Origin of the sequence: Micromonospora sp. DT46, from assembly GCF_049841735.1 — a bacterium.
GTDB lineage: Bacteria > Actinomycetota > Actinomycetes > Mycobacteriales > Micromonosporaceae > Micromonospora > Micromonospora reichwaldensis.
The window spans coordinates 568,950-586,998 of sequence record NZ_JBNCKW010000005.1 but is presented as its reverse complement, the minus strand read 5'-3'; the positions used below and the strand labels follow the sequence as shown (position 1 = coordinate 586,998).

The following is an 18,049-nucleotide window of genomic DNA, read 5'->3' as shown; positions in this document are numbered from 1 at the left end:
ACGGCACACCCATGTCCACCCAGGACGCCCCCATCCCACGGCTCCGACGACGGTTCTCCGCCGCCTCGGCGCTGCTGCTGGTCGCCACCGCCGGCACGGTCGCCCTCGGCGCCGGCCCGGCCACGCTGGGCGGCCCCGGCCCGGCCCAGGCCCACCCCATCGTCGGCACCGACTTCCAGCAGGTCACCCTCGCCAAGGGCGTCGCCGAGGTGGGCGAGCCCATGACGATCGCGGTGCTGCCGGACCGGTCGGTCCTGCACACCGCCCGCAACGGCACCGTCCGGCGTACGGACTCCGCCGGTACCACCTCCGTGATCGGCACGCTGCCGGTCTACACCCACGACGAGGAGGGGTTGCAGGGCGTCGGGGCCGACCCGAACTTCGCCAGCAACCGGCACATCTACCTCTACTACGCCCCGCCGCTGTCCACCCCGGCCGGCGACGCGCCGGCGACCGGCACCGACTTCTCGGCCTGGCAGGGCGTCAACCGCCTCTCCCGGTTCACCCTCAACGCCGACTTCACGATCAACACCGGCAGCAAGGTCGACATCCTCGACGTGCCCGCCGACCGGGGCATGTGCTGCCACGTCGGTGGCGACATCGACTTCGACGCCGCCGGCAACCTCTACCTCTCCACCGGCGACGACACCAACCCGTTCGACTCGGCCGGGTACGCGCCCATCGACGAGCGCACCAACCGCAACCCCGCGTACGACGCGCAGCGCAGCGCGGCCAACACCAACGACCTGCGCGGCAAGATCCTGCGGATCAAGGTGAACGCCAACGGCACGTACTCGATCCCGGCGGGCAACATGTTCGTCGACTCGGACGCACGGACCCGCCCCGAGATCTACGCCATGGGCTTCCGCAACCCGTTCCGGATGAGCGTGGACCGGGCCACCGGCATCGTCTACGTGGGCGACTACGGCCCGGACGCCGGCACCACCAGCGCCCGGGGGCCGAGCGGCCAGGTGGAGTTCAACCGGGTCACCGGGCCCGGCAACTACGGCTGGCCGTACTGCACCGGCACCAACACCGCCACCGAGACGTACGCCGAGTGGGACTTCGCCGCCGGGACCGCCGGGGCGAAGTACAACTGCTCCGGCGGGCCGACCAACAACTCGTTCCGCAACACCGGCCTGCCCACCCTGCCCGGCGCGAAGCCGGCCTGGATCCGGTACGCCGGCGACGCCGGCACCCCGCCCGAGTTCGGCGGCGGCTCCGAGTCGCCGATGGGTGGCCCCGTCTACCGCTACGACGCCGCGCTGAACTCCACCACCAAGTTCCCGCAGTCCTTCGACGGGCAGTTCTTCGCCGGCGAACTCGGCCGGGGCTGGGTCAAGCCGATCCACCTCAACGCCGACGGCAGCCCGGGCGGAATCGACACGTTCCCGTGGAACGGCAAGCAGATCATGGACATGGCGTTCGGGCCCGAGGGCGCGCTCTACATCCTCGACTACGGCACCGGCTACTTCAACGGTGACGCCAACTCGGCGCTCTACCGCTACGACTACATCGCCGGCGGCAACCGGGCGCCGACCGCCGTCGCCGCGGCCGACAAGACCTCCGGCGCGGCCCCGCTGACCGTGAACTTCTCCTCGGCCGGGTCCAGCGACCCGGAGGGCGGGGCGCTCACCTACTCCTGGGCGTTCGGCGATGGCACCAGCTCGACGGCGGCCAACCCCAGCAAGACGTACACCGCCAACGGCACCTACCAGGTCACCCTGACCGTACGCGACCCCCAGGGCGCCACCGGCACGGCGAACGTGCAGATCGGCGTCGGCAACACCGCGCCCACGGTCACCATCAACAGCCCGGCCAACGGCAAGCTGTTCAGCTACGGCGACACCGTGCCGTTCAGCATCACGGTGACCGACCCCGAGGACGCCGCCATCGACTGCACCAAGGTCAAGATGACGTACGTGCTGGGCCACGACAACCACGGCCACCAGATCACCTCGAAGAACGGCTGCTCCGGCTCGATCACCATCCCCGTCGACGGTGAACACGACGACGCGGCGAACATCTTCGCCGTCTTCGACGCCGAGTACACCGACGCGGGCGGGCTGACCACGCACAAGCAGCACACCCTCCAGCCGCGCAAGCGCCAGGCGGAGCACTTCAAGACCTCCTCCGGCGTCGGCACCTTCGACAAGGGCACCGCCGAGGGCGGCAGGACCGTCGGCGACATCAACAACGGCGACTGGATCGCGTTCGAGCCGTACCGGATCGACAACGCGACCTCGTTCAGCGCCCGGGTCTCCTCGGCCGGCGCCGGCGGCACCCTCCAGGTGCGGCTCGGCTCGCCGACGGGCACCGTGCTCGGCTCCGCGACCGTGCCGGTCACCGGTGCCTGGGACGCGTTCACCACGGTCAGCGGCAGCATCTCCGGGGCGCCGGCCAGCACCGGCACGCTCTACCTCACGTTCGCCGGCACGGGCACCGGCGCGCTCTACGACGTGGACACGTTCGCCTTCACCACCGGCTCGGCGGGGGTCCGCACCGGCCCGGTCGTCGGGCTCGGCGGCAAGTGCCTGGACGTACGCAACGCGGCCACCGCCGACGGCACCCAGATCCAGATCTACGGCTGCAACGGCAGCGCCGCGCAGACGTGGACGGTGACGCCGAACTCGACGGTGAAGGCGCTGGGCAAGTGCCTGGACATCTCCGGCGGCGGGTCCGCCGACGGCACGAAGATCCAGCTGTACGGCTGCAACGGCACCGGCGCCCAGAACTGGTCGGCCCAGGCGGACGGCACCCTGAAGAACCCGCAGACCGGCAAGTGCCTGGACGTCTCGGGCAACACCCCGACCGACGGCCAGGCCGTGCACCTGTGGACCTGCCACACCGGCGCCAACCAGAAGTGGACCCTGCCCTGACCTGAGGCGGGGAGGGGCACGACGCCCCTCCCCGCCCCGGCAGGCCCTTGACAGCCCCGGCATTGGAGAGCGACATGCGCAGACTCCTCCGACCCCTCCTCGGCGCGGCCACCGCCGTCCTCGCCGTCCTCGCCTGCACCACCCCGGCCACGCCGGCCAGCGCCGCCGACGCCCCGTACGACGTGCTGGTCTTCTCCAAGACGGCCGGCTTCCGGCACGACTCCATCGCGGTCGGCACCCAGGCGATCCGCGACCTCGGCGCGGCCAACAACTTCACTGTCACCGCCACCGAGGACGCCGCCCAGTTCACGACCGCCAACCTGTCCCGCTTCGAGGCGGTGGTCTTCCTCAACACCACCGGCGACGTGCTCGACGGCACGCAGCAGAGCGCCTTCGAGTCCTACATCGGCGCCGGCGGCGGGTACGTCGGCGTGCACGCCGCCGCCGACACCGAGTACGGCTGGTCCTTCTACGGCAACCTCGTCGGGGCGTACTTCGCCTCGCACCCGGCCATCCAGCAGGCCAACGTGAAGGCGGAGAACCGGGCGCACCCGGCGACCGCGCACCTGCCGCAGACCTGGCCCCGCACCGACGAGTGGTACAACTACCAGACCAACGCCCGGTCCACGGCCCGGGTGCTGGCCACCCTCGACGAGTCCTCCTACTCGGGCGGCTCGATGGGCGCCGACCACCCGCACTCCTGGTGCAAGACCTACAGCGGCGGCCGGTCCTTCTACACGGGCGGCGGGCACACCCAGGCGTCGTACGCCGAGCCGGCCTTCCGTGCCCACCTGCTCGGCGGCATCCGGTACGCGGCCGGCCGGGCCAAGGCCGACTGCCGGCCCGAGACCGGCTACACGCCGCTCTACAACGGCTCCACCACCGGCTGGTCCCAGGCCGGGCCGGGCAGCTTCAGCAACGCCGACGCCACCCTCACCTCGGTCGGCGGGATGGGCCTGTACTGGTACAGCGCGAAGCAGTTCACCAACTACTCGCTGAAGCTGGACTGGCGGCTCGCCGGCGACGACAACTCCGGCGTCTTCATCGGCTTTCCGCCGTCGAGCGACCCCTGGTCGGCCGTGAACAACGGCTACGAGGTGCAGATCGACGCCACGGACGCGGCCGACCGCACGACCGGCGCCGTCTACACCTTCAAGTCCGCCGACATCGCCGCCCGGGACGCGGCGCTGAACCCGCCGGGGGAGTGGAACACCTACGAGCTGCTCGTCGAGGGCGAGCGCCTCCAGGTCTTCCTGAACGGCGTGAAGATCAACGACTTCACCAACACCGACCCGGTCCGCTCGCTCGCCGGCCACATCGGGCTCCAGAACCACGGCACCGGCGACGACGCCTCGTTCCGCAACATCCGGATCAAGGAACTCGGCGTCAACCCGCCGGTCGGGAACACCGTCCAGGCCGAGGCGTTCAGCTCCGCCTCCGGGGTCTCGCCGTTCACCAAGGCCGGCGCGAACGGCGGGCAGACCCTCGGCCACATCGACCCCGGGGACTGGGCCGCGTACGCCGGGCTCGACCTGACCGGCACGACGTCGCTGCGGGCGCGGGTCGTCTCCGGCGGGCCGGGCGGCACCATCCAGGTGCGTACGGGCTCCGCGACCGGCACCGTCCTCGGCTCGGTGGCGGTGCCGAACACCGGCGGCTGGAACACCTTCGCCGACGTCACGGCCGCCCTCTCCGGTGTGCCGTCCGGCACCGGCACGCTCTACCTGACCTTCACCGGCTCGGGCACGGGGCTCTTCGACGTGGACGACTTCACCCTGGTCAAGGGGAGCGGCGGCACCGGCACCGGCCCGATCCGTGGCCTGGGCGGCAAGTGCCTGGACGTGCGCAACGGCGCCACGGCCGACGGCACCCAGATCCAGATCCACGGCTGCAACGGGTCCGCCGCGCAGACGTGGACGGTGACGCCGAACTCGACGGTGAAGGCGCTGGGCAAGTGCCTGGACGTCTCCGGCGGCGCGTCGGCCGACGGTACGAAGATCCAGTTGTGGACGTGCAACGGCACGGGGGCGCAGAACTGGTCGGCCCAGGCGGACGGCACCCTGAAGAACCCGCAGACCGGCAAGTGCCTGGACGTCTCGGGCAACAACCCGGCGGACGGTCAGGCCGTGCACCTGTGGACCTGTCACACCAACGCCAACCAGAAGTGGACCCTGCCGCCCGTCGGCACCCGTATCCGCTGACGAGCGGAGGATCCACACGCGGAACGCTGTCGAGCTGATGTCGTAGACGATTCATCGCCGTCCGGTGCACAGCGCGGCCCGGACGTCACCCCACCGATGTCACAGACGACTCAGCTCGACAGCGTCCCTACGACTCCTTCACCCGCGGACCGCCGGCGGCCACCACCGCCCACGGAGCCATGGATCACCCGTTCAAGGCTGCGTGACGAGGCACTAGAGTGGGGGGCGGCGACCGTGGCGGTTGCCGGTGACCGGCGGGAGGCGCAACCCGGCGGGTCCAGGTGCGCACGCGTACCCACCGGTGTCCCGCCGTGGCCCGCCGCGCACCGGCCCTGCCCGGTCACCCTCGCCCCGGTCACATACCCACGGAATCCCCCATCACCACAGGGGAGAAGCACCATGGCGCGACCCATCACGCTCTTCACCGGCCAGTGGGCCGATCTTCCGTTCGACGAGGTCTGCCGCCTCGCCTCCGAGTGGGGCTACGACGGGCTGGAGATCGCCTGCTGGGGCGACCACTTCGAGGTCGACAGGGCGCTCGCGGACGACTCGTACGTCGAGCGGAAGCGCGAGACCCTGGCGAAGCACAACCTGAAGGTCTTCGCGATCTCCAACCACCTGGTCGGCCAGGCCGTCTGCGACCACCCGATCGACGAGCGGCACCAGGGCATCCTGCCCGCCCGGATCTGGGGCGACGGCGAGCCCGAGGGCGTACGCCGCCGTGCCGCCGAGGAGATCAAGGACACCGCGCGGGCGGCGGCGAAGCTCGGGGTGGACACCGTCGTCGGCTTCACCGGCTCGTCGATCTGGCACACGCTGGCGATGTTCCCGCCGGTGCCGCCGTCGATGATCGAGCGCGGCTACCAGGACTTCGCCGACCGGTGGAACCCGATCCTGGACGTCTTCGACGAGGTGGGCGTGCGCTTCGCCCACGAGGTGCACCCGAGCGAGATCGCGTACGACTACTGGACGACGAAGCGGGCGCTGGAGGCGGTCGGGCACCGGCCCGCGTTCGGGCTGAACTGGGACCCGTCGCACTTCGTGTGGCAGGAGCTGGACCCGGTGAACTTCATCTTCGACTTCGCCGACCGGATCTACCACGTCGACTGCAAGGACGCGAAGGTGCGCACCGGGGACGGGCGGCGGGGCCGGCTCGCCTCGCACCTGCCATGGGCGGACATGCGGCGCGGCTGGGACTTCGTCTCCACCGGCCACGGCGACGTGCCCTGGGAGGACTGCTTCCGGGCCCTGAACGCGATCGGCTACGCCGGCCCGATCTCGATCGAGTGGGAGGACGCCGGGATGGACCGCCTCGTCGGCGCCCCGGAGGCGTTGCAGTTCGTCCGCCGGCTCGCCTTCGACGCCCCGGCCGCGGCCTTCGACGCCGCGTTCACCAGCAAGGACTGACCGCCCCGGGGTCGCACCCGGGCGGGCCGAAGTCGGGGCCCGCACACGAACGGGCCGGTCGCCCGGAGGCGACCGGCCCGCGCGAAGGTGCGATCAGAGGGTGCTGCCGTTGGTGCCCGAGCTGGACGGCTTGCTACGGGGCGTGGCGGTGGTCGACGTCGACCCGGAGGCCGAGGCCGTGCTCGACGACCCGGTGGAGCTCTTCGCGCCGACCGTGGCCGGCGTGCCGGCGAACGCGTCGTCGGCGGCGGTCAGCTCCTGCTTGTGGCCGTTGCTGTTGAGCTTCTCGCCCAGCTTCGACTGGCCGAGCTTGTCCTTGCCCTCGCTGTAGAGGCGGGTCGCCTGGGCCTGCGCGACACCGGCCGCCTCCTGGACGGTCGGGTGGTCGAGCACCTTGCGGCCCCGGATCACCAGCTCCTCGTACTTCTCCCGACCGGCACGGGCGCCCAGGACGAATCCCGCAGCCAGCCCGCCAAGGAACATCATCTTTCCGCGCATGGCGGCTCCTTCCGTACCTGACGCGCCGTCGACCGACGGTTACCCCGCCGGAGGCGACCAAATCGCGCCTGCCTTCTCTGTCTGCAGCTAACTACCCATCCTGCTCTCCGCTCATACCTCCTTGTGCCGGGATGACGATTTGTCCGGGTTTATTGTCGTGTGCGCGGGCGCCGATCGAAGCGGTAACCCCCTGGACCAACACCCCCCGGAATCCTGTACTCTTGTGCCGTCGCACGGCGCAGCGAGATCGGCACCGGACGACACAGCGGTCCCCCGTAGCTCAATTGGCAGAGCAGCCGGCTGTTAACCGGCAGGTTTTTGGTTCGAGTCCAAACGGGGGAGCTTCCACACCAGACGCCCGTCGGCCACGCCGGCGGGCGTTCGCCGTTCCCGCCCCGTGTCTGCCGGTCGTCGCGCGCCTGCCGGCCGTCGCCCGGATCCGTCGTGGCGAAGATCGTGCCCGCCAGGTGCGGGACGACCTGTTTCGCCCACCCCCGGGCCGCTCGCCCGGCAGGATGGTCGCTGTCGACCTGGACTCCCGCTGCGTCGATCGGTGCGTCGATTCGTGGGTAGGTGAGTGGCCGGGCCGGCTGTTCCGGACGGAGAGCGGGAGGTGCGCGATGCTCGCCGAGACCGATGTCGTCGTGGTCGGCGGCGGCCTGGCCGGGCTTGCCGTGGCCCGGCGGCTGCACCGCGCGGGTGTGCCGTGGCGGCTGCTGGAGGCCGGCGGCCGGCTCGGCGGCCGGGTCGCCACCGACGCCGTCGACGGCTACCTGCTGGACCGGGGCTTCCAGGTGCTCAACACCGCGTACCCCCGGATCGGCGCCCTGCTCGACGTCGACCGGCTGCGCCTCGGACACTTCACGTCCGGCGTGCTGGTGCGCAGGGGCGACCGGTTGGCCCGTCTGGTGAACCCGCTGCGCGAACCCACCGGCGCGCCCGGCACCGCGCTGGCCGGCGTGGGCTCCCTGCTCGACCGGCTACGGTTCGCCGCGCTCGCCACGGGCTGCGCCACCCTGCCGAAGGAACGGCTGCTCGCCGCCCCGGAGACCACCACCGAGGCCGCGCTGCGCCGCGCCGGCCTCTCCGACACGATCGTCGAGGAGCTGCTGCGGCCGTTCCTGTCCGGGGTCCTCATCGACCGCGAACTGGAGACCTCCAGCCACGTGCTCGCCATGGTGCTGCGCTCCTTCGCCCGGGGCCGGATCGGCCTGCCCGCCGAGGGGATGGCCGCGCTGCCCCGCGCCGTCGCCGACCCGCTCCCGGCGGAGCTGATCGACCTCGACACCCCGGTCGCCGAGGTCGCGCCCGGCCGGGTCCGCACCCAGGCCGGCGACCTCCGCTGCCGCGCCGTCGTGGTCGCCGTGGACCCGCCGGCGGCGGCCACGCTGCTGCCGGGTCTGCCGGCGGTACGCACGCACGCCTACACGACCTACTACCACAGCGCGCCGGAGCCGCCGCTGGACGAGCCGATCCTGCTCCTCGACGGCGACCGGCGCGAGATCGTCGCCAACACGGTGGTGGTCAGCAGGGCCGCGCCCACGTACGCGCCGGCAGGGCGGCACCTGGTCGCCACCTCGGTGGTCGGCCCGTCGGCCCCGCCCGAGCCGACGGTACGGGCGGAACTCACCCGGCTCTACGGCCGGTCCACGGCGGACTGGACCCACCTGACCACGGTGTCCATCCCCGACGCGCTGCCCGCCGCGCCCCCGCCGCAGGGGCGGCTGCGCAAGCCGGTGGCGCTGGGGGAGGGCCTGTTCGTGGCCGGGGACCACCGGGACAGCCCCTCCATCCAGGGTGCCCTCGCCAGCGGCTGGCGGGCCGCCGGGGCCGTCCTGTCGGAGCTGCGTACCGGCTGAACGGAGGGTCACGTCCCGTTGAAGATCACTTATGCTCCTCGCCATGCCCGCACCCCTTCCGCCGCCCAACCTCGACGCCGCGGCGGCGTACCCCCAGGTCGGTCAGGTGCGCGCGGCCCTCGCGGCGCGCGACTGGCCGGCCCTGCGCGCGCTCGTCGACGGGCAGGACCCGCACGGCCGGACCTTCCTCGTCGGCGAGGCCGGCGAGGCCGAGGACATCGAGGAGTTCCTGCGTGAGGTGCTGGCGCAGCGGCCCGACGACGCGCTCGCCGGCGCCCTGCTGGGGTCGCACCTGATCCGCGCCGGCTGGCGGATCCGCTCGTCCTACCGGGCGCAGCACGTCAGCCGGGACCAGTTCGCCCAGTTCCACGCCCACCTGCGGCGCGCCGAGCAGGTGCTGATCGACGTCACCGCCCGGTACCCGGACGACGCGGCGGCCTGGACGCAGCGGATCACCAACGCGCGCGGGCTGGAGCTCGGCCAGGCGGAGGCCCGCCGCCGCTACGACCAGCTCGCCAAGCACCACCCGCACCACCTGCCGGCCCAGGCCTCGCTGCTGCAACAGTTCTGTCCCAAGTGGAGTGGCACCTGGGAGCGGGCGCACGGCTTCGCCCGGGAGTGCGCCGACGCCGCCCCGCCCGGCGCCCCGAACGCGGTGCTGGTGGTCGAGGCCCACCTGGAGGAGGCGCTCGACCACGACGACCTCCGCGAGGCGAGCGCCCACCTGCGCGGCGCGCACGTGCAGCGCGAGATCCACCAGGCGGCGCAGCAGTCGGTCTGGCACCCCGAGTTCCGCAACGACTGGGGCTGGGTCTGGGTGCGCAGCGTCTTCGCGATGGCCTTCTGCCTGCTGGACGAGTACCAGGCGGCGGCACAGCAGTTCGCGGCCATGGGGCCGCTCGGCGACGAGGCGATGTTCGGCTACATCGACGGCGACGCGACCAAGCAGTTCCAGCGGTTCCGCGACAAGGCGTACGCGAAGGGTGGGCGGTCATGATCCAGGAACTGGACGTGGACGGGGTGCCCACGCTGCTCGCCCCCACCGGCGGGCCGATGCGCGCCGGGCTGACCTTCCGGGTCGGCACCGCCGACGAGACGCTCGCCCGCAGCGGCATCACCCACCTGCTGGAACACCTCGCGCTGGCCCCCCTCGGGCTGGCCGACTACCACGTCAACGGTGCCACCGCGCCGGTGTTCACCACGTTCCACATGCAGGGCTCCGCGCAGGACATCGCCACCTTCCTCACCTCGGTCTGCGCCAACCTGACCGAGCTGCCGACCGGTCGGCTCGACGTGGAGAAGGAGATCCTGCGCACCGAGTACAGCAGCCGGGGCACGGCCGCCGTCGACGACATCCCGCTGTGGCGGCACGGCGCCCGCGACTTCGGCATCACCAGCTACCCGGAGTGGGGGCTCTCCGCGCTGACCGCCGACGACCTGCGGCAGTGGGCGGCCCGCTGGTTCACCCGGGAGAACGCGGTGCTCTGGATCGCGGGGAAGGCCGTCCCCGCCGGGCTGCGCCTGACGCTGCCCCAGGGCGTACGGCAGCCGGTGCCGGCGGCGTCGTCGGCGCTGCCGCAGACCCCCGCGTACTTCGTCGGCGGCTCGCGGGCGGTGGTGCTGGACGCCGTCGTGCGGCGCCGGACCGCCGCGAGCGTCTTCGCCGGGGTGCTGGAGCGCGAGCTGTACCGGGCGCTGCGCCAGGACGCCGGGCTCTCCTACCAGACGACGGCGGGCTACGAGCCGCGCGGCGACGGCCACGCGACGCTGCGGGCGCTGGCCGACGCGCTGCCGGAGAAGCAGGACGCCGTGCTCGGCGGCTTCGTCGACACGCTCGCCAAGCTCCGGGTCGGCCGGATCGAACAGGCCGACCTCGACGCCGTCGTGGCGAAGCGGCAGGACTTCCTCGGCACCGCCGAGGTGGACGCGGCGCGGCTGCCGTCGTACGCCTTCAACGTGCTCACCGGGGAGCGCAACCTCACGGTCGACGAGCACCGCGCCGAGCTGAAGGACGTCAGCACGGACGACGTGCACGAGGTGGCCCGCGAGGTGCTGGCCGGAGCGCTGCTGATGGTTCCCGAGGGGCACCGGGCCGACTGGGCCGGCTTCGTCGCAGCGCCCACCCGCTCGCCCGACACGGTCGCCGGCACCCCCTACCGGGAGAAGGAAGGCGACGGCGAGCTGCACGTCGGCGTGGACGGGGTGAGCTGGCTCGGCCGCGGTGGCCCGCTCACCGTGCGGTACGCCGAATGCGCCCTCATGCTCACCTGGCCCGACGGCGCCCGGCAGCTCATCGGCGACGACGCCATCTCGATGCGGATCGAACCGACCATGTTCGACCTGCACCCCGGGGCGATCCGGGTGATCGACTCCCAGGTGCCGGCCGACCGGCAGGTGGCCATGCCGGCCCGCGACCCGGACCGCATCCCGCAGCCGCAGGCCGCTGCCGGCACCGAACGGCGGGAGCCGGCGAAGCGCTCCTGGTGGGAGATCCCGCTGATGGTCGTCAGCGGCCTCGCCGCGCTGGCGATCGGCGGGGGGACCTTCCTGCTGACCCTCGGCATGTTCATCACCGAGACGGCCGAGAGCGACGAGGGCTGGCTGTGGGGCGTCATCGCGGTGGGATGGCTGCTCACTGTTATCCTCGCGTTGCCCATCGTGCTGCTACGCCGGCGACGCCGATGAGCGACGGCGCCGTTTCGTGCTGGCCGGTGATCCACCGGGCGGGATAAGATCCGGCGCGGTATTGGGGCGGTAGCTCAGCCGGTTAGAGCAGGGGACTCATAATCCCTCGGTCGCGGGTTCGAGTCCCGCCCGCCCCACCAGGCAACCAGATGCGGCAGCAACGCCACGATGATCTCCACCCCGGCACCCAACCCGAACTACCCGCGAGCACAACTCACAGAATCTGTGCCTGAACCAGTCTTCAGGCGGAGCCGACAATGACAGCGGGAGGATCCGTAGGGTGCTACCTCTGGCTTGCCTGGTCCGGCAGTGCCTTACCCCCTGGAACCCCGCATGTCGGTGTGCGCAATTTCGGAGCTCATGCTCTTTGGGAGTCGGGAGCGCGGGCGGCTGCGTGAAATGACGACAGCCGGCCTGCGCGCAGCGGTTGCATGGTCACAGCGGGAGGTGCAGGCTCGCACCTTGCGCTCGCTGCCCCAAATGTCCATCAAGGCGGAGGTCTACCCGTGACCTGGCGGATTTCCGGCCAGCCCAGTACGTCGGGTCAGGATTCGGCACGAGAGCGGATCTTCGGGGCGGATGAGTCGTCGTCGACCGTGCCCGCTGCGTTCCGGGCGTTCCTGGTCACCGGCGGGCGAGAGGTGTCTCGCGAGCTGACACGGGCATCGCAGGAGATCGATGTGTGGCTCGGCGCCAGTGAACATCGCCGGTCGCTCGGGGATGCCGTCGGGTTTCTGCGCCACAGCGCGGTACGCCTTGAAGCTGTCTGTGAGTCCCTTGCGGACCGTGATGTCGAACGGCCGTTCCGCGTCGTCCTGATGGGCCGGACGATGGCCGGCAAGAGCACTCTGTTCGAGTATCTGTCGGCCGGCGATGGGGAGCGCGTCGGCGATGGTAGGCAGCGATACTCCCGAGATTCCTGTGTCCGGGTCGCGAAAGAGATCGGCGTCGAGATCGTCGATACCCCGGGTGTCGGCGCCATGGACGGAGGAGAGGACTACGAGGTTGCGTTCGGTCAGGTTGCCGACGCGGATCTGATCCTCTGGGTGGCCACCGATCAAGCGACGCAGGAACAGACCGGGCGTGCGCTGGAACGGCTGTCGGACCTTGGCAAGCCGATCCTCGTGGCTCTGAACTGTCTCACCGACGTCACGAAAGAGATCGGGCTGCTGGACATGCTCGAAGAACCCGGACTTGTGTTCGGAGGTGACGCGGAAGGGAACCTGGCGCCGATCCGCCGTCACCTTCTGCGCGCCGGTGGGCGTTACATCGACGCGGTGGCGATTCACGCCCAGGCGGCCCAACTGGCACGCTCGGGTTCGCTGGGCGCCGACGAATCCCACACCCTGCACGCCAACAGCCGGATCGACTCCCTGATCAGCGCGCTTCGCTTCCAATCGGACCGCACCGTCGAACAGCGGCGCATCGTCAGTATCTGCGACAGCCTGCGTCTCGCGCTCCTGGACGCCGCCAGCGCCCTGGCGGACGCACACGTCACGGCGTCCTCGGCGCTCACGGCGAGCATGGGGATGCAGCTCGAATTCCGTAAGCGCGCCTTCCGGCGGGTGGACGATGCGCACGAGGAGATCAAAGCGGCCTTCGCGGCAGCCATCACCGCCCGTGAGCGCTGGGCCGAGAGCGTCGACGTCGACCAGGATCTCGACGAGATCAACGAACGGCTGAACCGCGAGATCGCCGTCCTCCGCAAGGAAGTCGAGCGGTCCGTCGCTGACGCCGGGCAGCGACTGAATGCCGACCTGAATGGCGTCGCGATCGATGTGGCCGACGACTGGGCGGGGCTCGGCGTCAGTGGCTTCCGTGACCTCGAGGGAAGAGGCGCGGTCTGGGGCAATCGCGCGGTCAAGGCTGGTGGGCGTCTCGCCGTGGGACTGGGCGGGCTCGCACTCGGCGCGAAGGCCGGCGCGGTCGCCGGCACCTTTCTGACGCCTGGTCTCGGGACCGCGATCGGTATGGTCGCCGGCGGCGTCATCGGACTCGCCGTCAGTTTCCTCGGGCTCGACCGGTTCATCGACTGGATCGGTGACGAAGTGTTCCGAAGCGCCGCGGAAGTTCGTGAGCGCCGCCGCCGGAAGGTCCGCGACCAGATGTCGGAGCTGCTCATGAAGCTCCGGGAGGATCTCGTGCCGGAGGGCGACCGGGTGCGGCGAGACTGGCTCGATGCGGTCGAGGACGAAGTCGCCCGGCAGTACGCGGCCTGTGCCGTGCTCGAGCGGTCCATCGCGGTGCTGCAGCGTGTCGCGTCGGACGAGGTCGAGCCGGCGATCACCCGGATCGACACCGAACTCGGTCGTGAGCTGCTGCGCTGCACGGGCCGGGAGCGGGTGGCGTCGGCCGTCGTCCGTGCGACCCGCTGGCGGGGTGCGGGCATCGCGGTCGAGGTCTCGGAGCCAAATCTCAGTGAGCTCACGCTCTCCCCGGCGGCGGAGTGCGTGGAACGAATCGTGCCCACGTCGGCGCACTCATCGGCGAGCGCCAACGCGCTCCAGATCATCCGGCACCTGGCGGATCGCGAGGTGACTGTCCACGAGACGGGCCCGGACAGCCTGGACATAGCCCTGAACGAGCCCGTCGCCCCGGGTGTCTGGGAAGCATGGCGCGCTCTTGCACGCGTGCACACCGGGGTCGACGTGCGAATCAAGGAAACGGACGAAGGAGGCACCTCGTGACGAACGTTCTCGTGCATGAACTGCCATCGCGTGCGCAGGAGCTGATGTCACGCTTGCAGCACGTGTTGAGATCTAATTCCGGCGTGCTCGCTGGGGAGCTTCTCACCCGCGCACGCATGCAATCCCGGCAGAAGCCGCGGATGGTTCTCACCGGTCAATTCAGCAGTGGTAAGTCGAGCCTGATCAAAGCGTTGACCGACGGGGATGTGGAACCCGTCATTGACGCGGACATAGCTACCGACGCCGTCACCGAGTACGAGTGGGACGGCGCGGTGGCGCTCGTCGACACGCCAGGTGTCCAGTCGGGTCTGCGGAGCCACGACGAGCTGGCCGTCGGTGCGATCGGTGAGGCGGATTTCATCCTGTTCGTCATCACCGTGAACCTCTTCGACGACGCATCCAGGGACTACCTGCGGCACCTGGCGAACGATCTCCAGTTGTTCGGGCAGATGATCGTGGTGATCACGCAGGCCGGCAAGCAGGCGGCGGCTGAGGGCGTGCGCGACAAGGCTGTACAGGACGCGCTCGGCACCTCGGCGTTCAATCTCCCGATCGCGGAAGTGGACTCCGTCTATTACCTGCGGAGTCTGGATGGCGGTCCCCGGGCCGACGCGCTTCGAACGCGTTCCGGCATCGACGAGTTGCGCTTGCAGGTCAACAAGATCAGTGAGGACCGGGGGCAGCTCGCTCAGCTCCGGCAGCCACTGCACCTTATTCGCCAGCTGTGTGACGAGGCACAACAGATGTTCGCGGAAGACCCCCAATCGCAGGACGCGCTCGGCCTGCTCGCCGCGCAGCGTTCCGCGGTTTCCGACCGTCGCTACATGATCGAGACGTCTTTCCTCGCGGCCGAGGCGGAGTTCAAATCAGCGTGCCTGGTCAACGTGACGGCGTTCGTCGATACGGCGACGAGTCTTCCCGCTGACGGCTCACGGGCGGGAGATGCTCTCGACGCGGCGGAGGCGAGGCTTGTGGAGGCACTCGACCGTCATGCCGAGCAATTCGCTCACGCGATCAACAGGCTGACCGAGATGCAGCTCGACAAGTTGTCGGAACGGCTGCTGGAGATCGGCGACAGCAATCGAGCTCAGCACCTTCTTCATCCCTCGGGCAACGTCGCGCTGGGAACGCCGGACGGCCTGGGGGTCATGCCCTCGGACCAGGCCACGCGGGACCGACTGACGTCGACAGTGGACTGGCGTGGGGTCGCCGATCAGATCACGAAGGGTCAGAATTGGTGGGGGGCAGGCGACGGCCTCAAGAACGCGTCGGGGTCGGTCGGCCACAACGTCGTCAAGAACGTCGGCCACCTGTTCGGGAAGAAGTTCAAGCCCTGGGAAGCGCTGAAGGTCGCTGACAACATCGGCAAGGCCGCCAAGATCGGCGGTTTCGCGATACAGATCGGCCTGGCGGGCTACGAGGTCTGGAAAGGCGAACGCGAAGTGCGTAGGGCTCAGCTCGAGAGCGAGCGTCAGCACGCGGCGTTCGTCACTGAGATCATGGGGCACGCTGACAAGATCGCGGCCGATGCGCGCCGGCAGCTCTGGGAGATCATCGACCCGCCCATGGATGTGTTCCTCGCCGGGGTCGAAGCGGCGCAGGACGAGGTTCTCGGCGCTGACCTCGCGCGCGGAAATGCCGCTCGCGAATTGAGTGCGATCGCATCAGAAGCGGATCGCCTCCTCGCCGAAAGTTCTGGAGGCGGCAGGTAGCCGCGACGCACCCGGATGCCATCATCTGATCGGCATGCCATCATGCGTCGCGCCACACGCCCTTCTATGGTGCTGTTGGCGGATCCGGTCGCCGGCTGCACCACGATCCGGCGGTCGCTGCGCCCGGGAGGAGCCTCGCCGCGACCGTCTTCCGCGACGGCAGCGTCAACCCGTGGATGTCCGCGGCGTTGCTCGGCGCAGCACCGCACGCCGGTGGCTCGACGCCGGTGTCGGCGAAGGAGGTGTGTGCCTACCTGGACGGCCAGTTGCCGACGCTGAGGGGATCGGCTCCGTGACGGGCACGATGGCCAACCTCACCGTGAACCTCTACTCCTGGTATGAGAAGCAGGGTGCCGTGCCGACCGGCCGTCAGATCGACGACCAGATTGGCAGGGTTGCCCGGCGACCCGGACCAAGGTGCTCGAACTCGCCGGCATGGAGAGCTTCGAGCGGTTGGAACCGCCGCCGACATGACGCGACCTCCCAGCTCAGCTAACAGCTAAGCCCGCTTGGCCCGATGTCGTCAGGGGTCCGCCGACGCGTACCGCCGGTGCGGCGTAGCCGGGTGAGAAGGTCGGAGATCTCCTGGGTCTCCTCGTGGTCCGGCCCGTAGACCAGCGAAAGGTCCTCGTGCAGTGGCACCAGCTCGGCCACCGCCTGTTCGACGCTGCCCTCGGCGAGCAGCAGCATGCCGATGTTGCGGCGTAGTTCCAGGGCGTCGGAGGACACGTCACCCTCGGCGGCACGGACGTGGGTGAGCACCTGCCGGAACCGGCGCAGCGCGGCGGTGGACTGGCCCAGCTCCGCCCGGCAGTGCGCGGCCTGGCGTAGGCAGGCCAGCGCGTCGTCACCGGTCGGCCCTCCGGTGCGTGCGAAAGCCGAGTACAGGGCATCGAACTCCGGCAGGGCCTGGCGGAAGTCACCGCCGATGACGAGGATGGCCGCTCGCCGCTGACGGAGGGCGAGGACCCGGGGACTCTCGACGCCGAGCACGGCTGCCGCCGGTTCGATGACCTGTTGCAGCGCTTCCGCCGCCTGCGTGTACCGCTCCTCGGCGAGCAGGTCGTTGGAGCGGGACACCGCGCCGTGGATCGCTCCCCGCAGGTCCGTCGGAGGGCCACCGGCGGACGGTTGCGACGGGACGGGGCGCTCACGCGGGTCTGGCACGGACGGGGCTTCCGGCCGCAGCCGTGGCGCGTTGGGGCGGCGGTACAGCAGCGTGGGGTCCGGCACGCCGGTCGGGCAGTGTCCGGCCGACGGAGGATGGGACCCCGGGGCGGGGAGGAACGGCAGCAACCGTTCGTAGACGTCGTACGCGTCCCGGGGGCGGTGCTCGGGCGCCTTGGCGGTGAGCTGGAGAACCAACTCGTCCAGGGCTTCCGGTACGTCCGGTCGCAGCTTGCGCAGTGGCAGAGGCGTCTCGGAGACGTGCTGCCGCATCAGCTCGAACTCGTTACCGCCGGCGAAGACGGTCCTGCCGACGAGCAACTCGTGGAGCACGCAGCCGAGGGCGTACAGGTCGCTCTGCGGGGTGATCCGCGCGCCCTGGATCTGCTCCGGCGGCATGTAGTGGTGCGTTCCGATGACACTGCCGGTGACGGTGAGGCGGGTGACGTCGGTGCGGAGCATGGCGGCGATGCCGAAGTCGAGCACCTTGACCGCGCCGGCGTCGGACACCAGGACGTTGTCCGGCTTCAGGTCCCGATGTACGACAGGGACGGCGTGGGCGTGGGAGAGGACCGTGCAGATCTGCGCCGCGACCGCCGCCGCCCAGTCGATGGGCAACGGTCGGAGTGGGTCGATGTAGGCGCGCAGCGAGGTGCCGCGCACGTGCTCCATGACCAGGTAGACCTGGTCGTAGGTGCTGTCGAGCACGGCGTCGTACACCTGGGGGACGCCGTGGTGTTGGATGCGGGCGGTGACGCGGGCCTCGCGGCGGAAGCGCCTGGCGAACTCCTCGGCCTGCTCGGCGGAGGCGATGACGTCCGCGCGGATCAGCTTGACGGCGACCTCACGGTCGAGGACGGCGTCGTAGCCGCGCCAGACCTGCCCCATCCCGCCGGAGTTGATTTCGTCGACCAGTTCGTACCGGCCGGCGATCGGCTCTGCCCGCACTGTCAC

10 protein-coding genes and 2 tRNA genes are annotated in these 18,049 nt (G+C 70.6%); 10 read left to right on the top strand and 2 right to left on the bottom strand.

Translation table 11 applies throughout. The annotated features are described in order from the left end of the window. Positions 1 to 11: 11 nt before the first annotated feature. From ACLQ20_RS16930 to ACLQ20_RS16920, 3 genes are all read left to right on the top strand, one after another. Positions 12 to 2,879 carry a PQQ-dependent sugar dehydrogenase gene (locus ACLQ20_RS16930; protein WP_425856359.1) on the top strand — a complete coding sequence of 956 codons (2,868 nt, stop codon included), beginning with the start codon at positions 12 to 14 and terminating at the stop codon, positions 2,877 to 2,879. A gap of 74 nt (positions 2,880 to 2,953) precedes the next feature. Then, the gene (locus ACLQ20_RS16925) at positions 2,954 to 5,080 is read left to right on the top strand and encodes a ThuA domain-containing protein (protein WP_358116232.1); all 2,127 of its coding nucleotides are present in this window, start codon (positions 2,954 to 2,956) and stop codon (positions 5,078 to 5,080) included. 399 nt (positions 5,081 to 5,479) lie between these two features. After that, positions 5,480 to 6,487: a sugar phosphate isomerase/epimerase family protein gene (locus ACLQ20_RS16920; RefSeq protein WP_151455397.1), complete on the top strand. Its 1,008-nt coding sequence runs from the start codon at positions 5,480 to 5,482 to the stop codon at positions 6,485 to 6,487. A gap of 93 nt (positions 6,488 to 6,580) precedes the next feature. On the opposite strand, the gene ACLQ20_RS16915 is transcribed toward ACLQ20_RS16920, so the two are convergent. Further along, a complete protein-coding gene (locus ACLQ20_RS16915; RefSeq protein ID WP_151455396.1) occupies positions 6,581 to 6,985 on the bottom strand; it encodes a hypothetical protein in 405 nt (134 codons plus the stop codon). Positions 6,986 to 7,254: 269 nt separating this feature from the next. Here ACLQ20_RS16915 and ACLQ20_RS16910 point away from each other — a divergent pair. The 7 genes from ACLQ20_RS16910 (at position 7,255) to ACLQ20_RS16880 (ending at position 15,928) form a co-directional block, all read left to right on the top strand. Then, positions 7,255 to 7,327 (top strand) — tRNA-Asn (locus tag ACLQ20_RS16910). A gap of 278 nt (positions 7,328 to 7,605) precedes the next feature. Continuing rightward, on the top strand, positions 7,606 to 8,844 hold the full coding sequence (locus tag ACLQ20_RS16905) for an NAD(P)/FAD-dependent oxidoreductase (protein WP_425856357.1): 1,239 nt from the start codon (positions 7,606 to 7,608) through the stop codon (positions 8,842 to 8,844). A 43-nt stretch (positions 8,845 to 8,887) separates the two neighbouring features. Then, positions 8,888 to 9,841, top strand: coding sequence for a hypothetical protein (locus ACLQ20_RS16900; protein ID WP_425856356.1), 954 nt, complete (start codon positions 8,888 to 8,890; stop codon positions 9,839 to 9,841). Beyond that, positions 9,838 to 11,529 carry an insulinase family protein gene (locus ACLQ20_RS16895; protein ID WP_327029289.1) on the top strand — a complete coding sequence of 564 codons (1,692 nt, stop codon included), beginning with the start codon at positions 9,838 to 9,840 and terminating at the stop codon, positions 11,527 to 11,529. The genes ACLQ20_RS16900 and ACLQ20_RS16895 overlap by 4 nt, the downstream gene beginning before the upstream one ends. A gap of 63 nt (positions 11,530 to 11,592) precedes the next feature. After that, positions 11,593 to 11,669, top strand: a tRNA-Ile gene (locus ACLQ20_RS16890). A gap of 366 nt (positions 11,670 to 12,035) precedes the next feature. After that, a complete protein-coding gene (locus ACLQ20_RS16885) occupies positions 12,036 to 14,216 on the top strand; it encodes a GTPase (RefSeq protein ID WP_327029288.1) in 2,181 nt (726 codons plus the stop codon). Continuing rightward, complete coding sequence (locus ACLQ20_RS16880) at positions 14,213 to 15,928, top strand: GTPase (protein ID WP_425856348.1); 1,716 nt, start codon at positions 14,213 to 14,215, stop codon at positions 15,926 to 15,928. Before ACLQ20_RS16885 ends, ACLQ20_RS16880 begins: the two co-directional genes overlap by 4 nt. A gap of 492 nt (positions 15,929 to 16,420) precedes the next feature. Here the strand turns inward: ACLQ20_RS16880 and ACLQ20_RS16875 are convergent, their stop codons facing one another. After that, positions 16,421 to 18,049: a serine/threonine-protein kinase gene (locus tag ACLQ20_RS16875; RefSeq protein WP_327029286.1), complete on the bottom strand. Its 1,629-nt coding sequence runs from the start codon at positions 18,047 to 18,049 to the stop codon at positions 16,421 to 16,423.

What these genes read in the sequence shown, in the direction of transcription:
- ACLQ20_RS16930 (WP_425856359.1), top strand. Translation starts at nt 12, where the DNA reads ATGTCCACCCAGGACGCCCCCATCCCACGGCTCCGACGACGGTTCTCC.
- ACLQ20_RS16925 (WP_358116232.1), top strand. Translation starts at nt 2,954, where the DNA reads ATGCGCAGACTCCTCCGACCCCTCCTCGGCGCGGCCACCGCCGTCCTC.
- ACLQ20_RS16920 (WP_151455397.1), top strand. Translation starts at nt 5,480, where the DNA reads ATGGCGCGACCCATCACGCTCTTCACCGGCCAGTGGGCCGATCTTCCG.
- ACLQ20_RS16915 (WP_151455396.1), bottom strand. Translation starts at nt 6,985, where the DNA reads ATGCGCGGAAAGATGATGTTCCTTGGCGGGCTGGCTGCGGGATTCGTC.
- ACLQ20_RS16905 (WP_425856357.1), top strand. Translation starts at nt 7,606, where the DNA reads ATGCTCGCCGAGACCGATGTCGTCGTGGTCGGCGGCGGCCTGGCCGGG.
- ACLQ20_RS16900 (WP_425856356.1), top strand. Translation starts at nt 8,888, where the DNA reads ATGCCCGCACCCCTTCCGCCGCCCAACCTCGACGCCGCGGCGGCGTAC.
- ACLQ20_RS16895 (WP_327029289.1), top strand. Translation starts at nt 9,838, where the DNA reads ATGATCCAGGAACTGGACGTGGACGGGGTGCCCACGCTGCTCGCCCCC.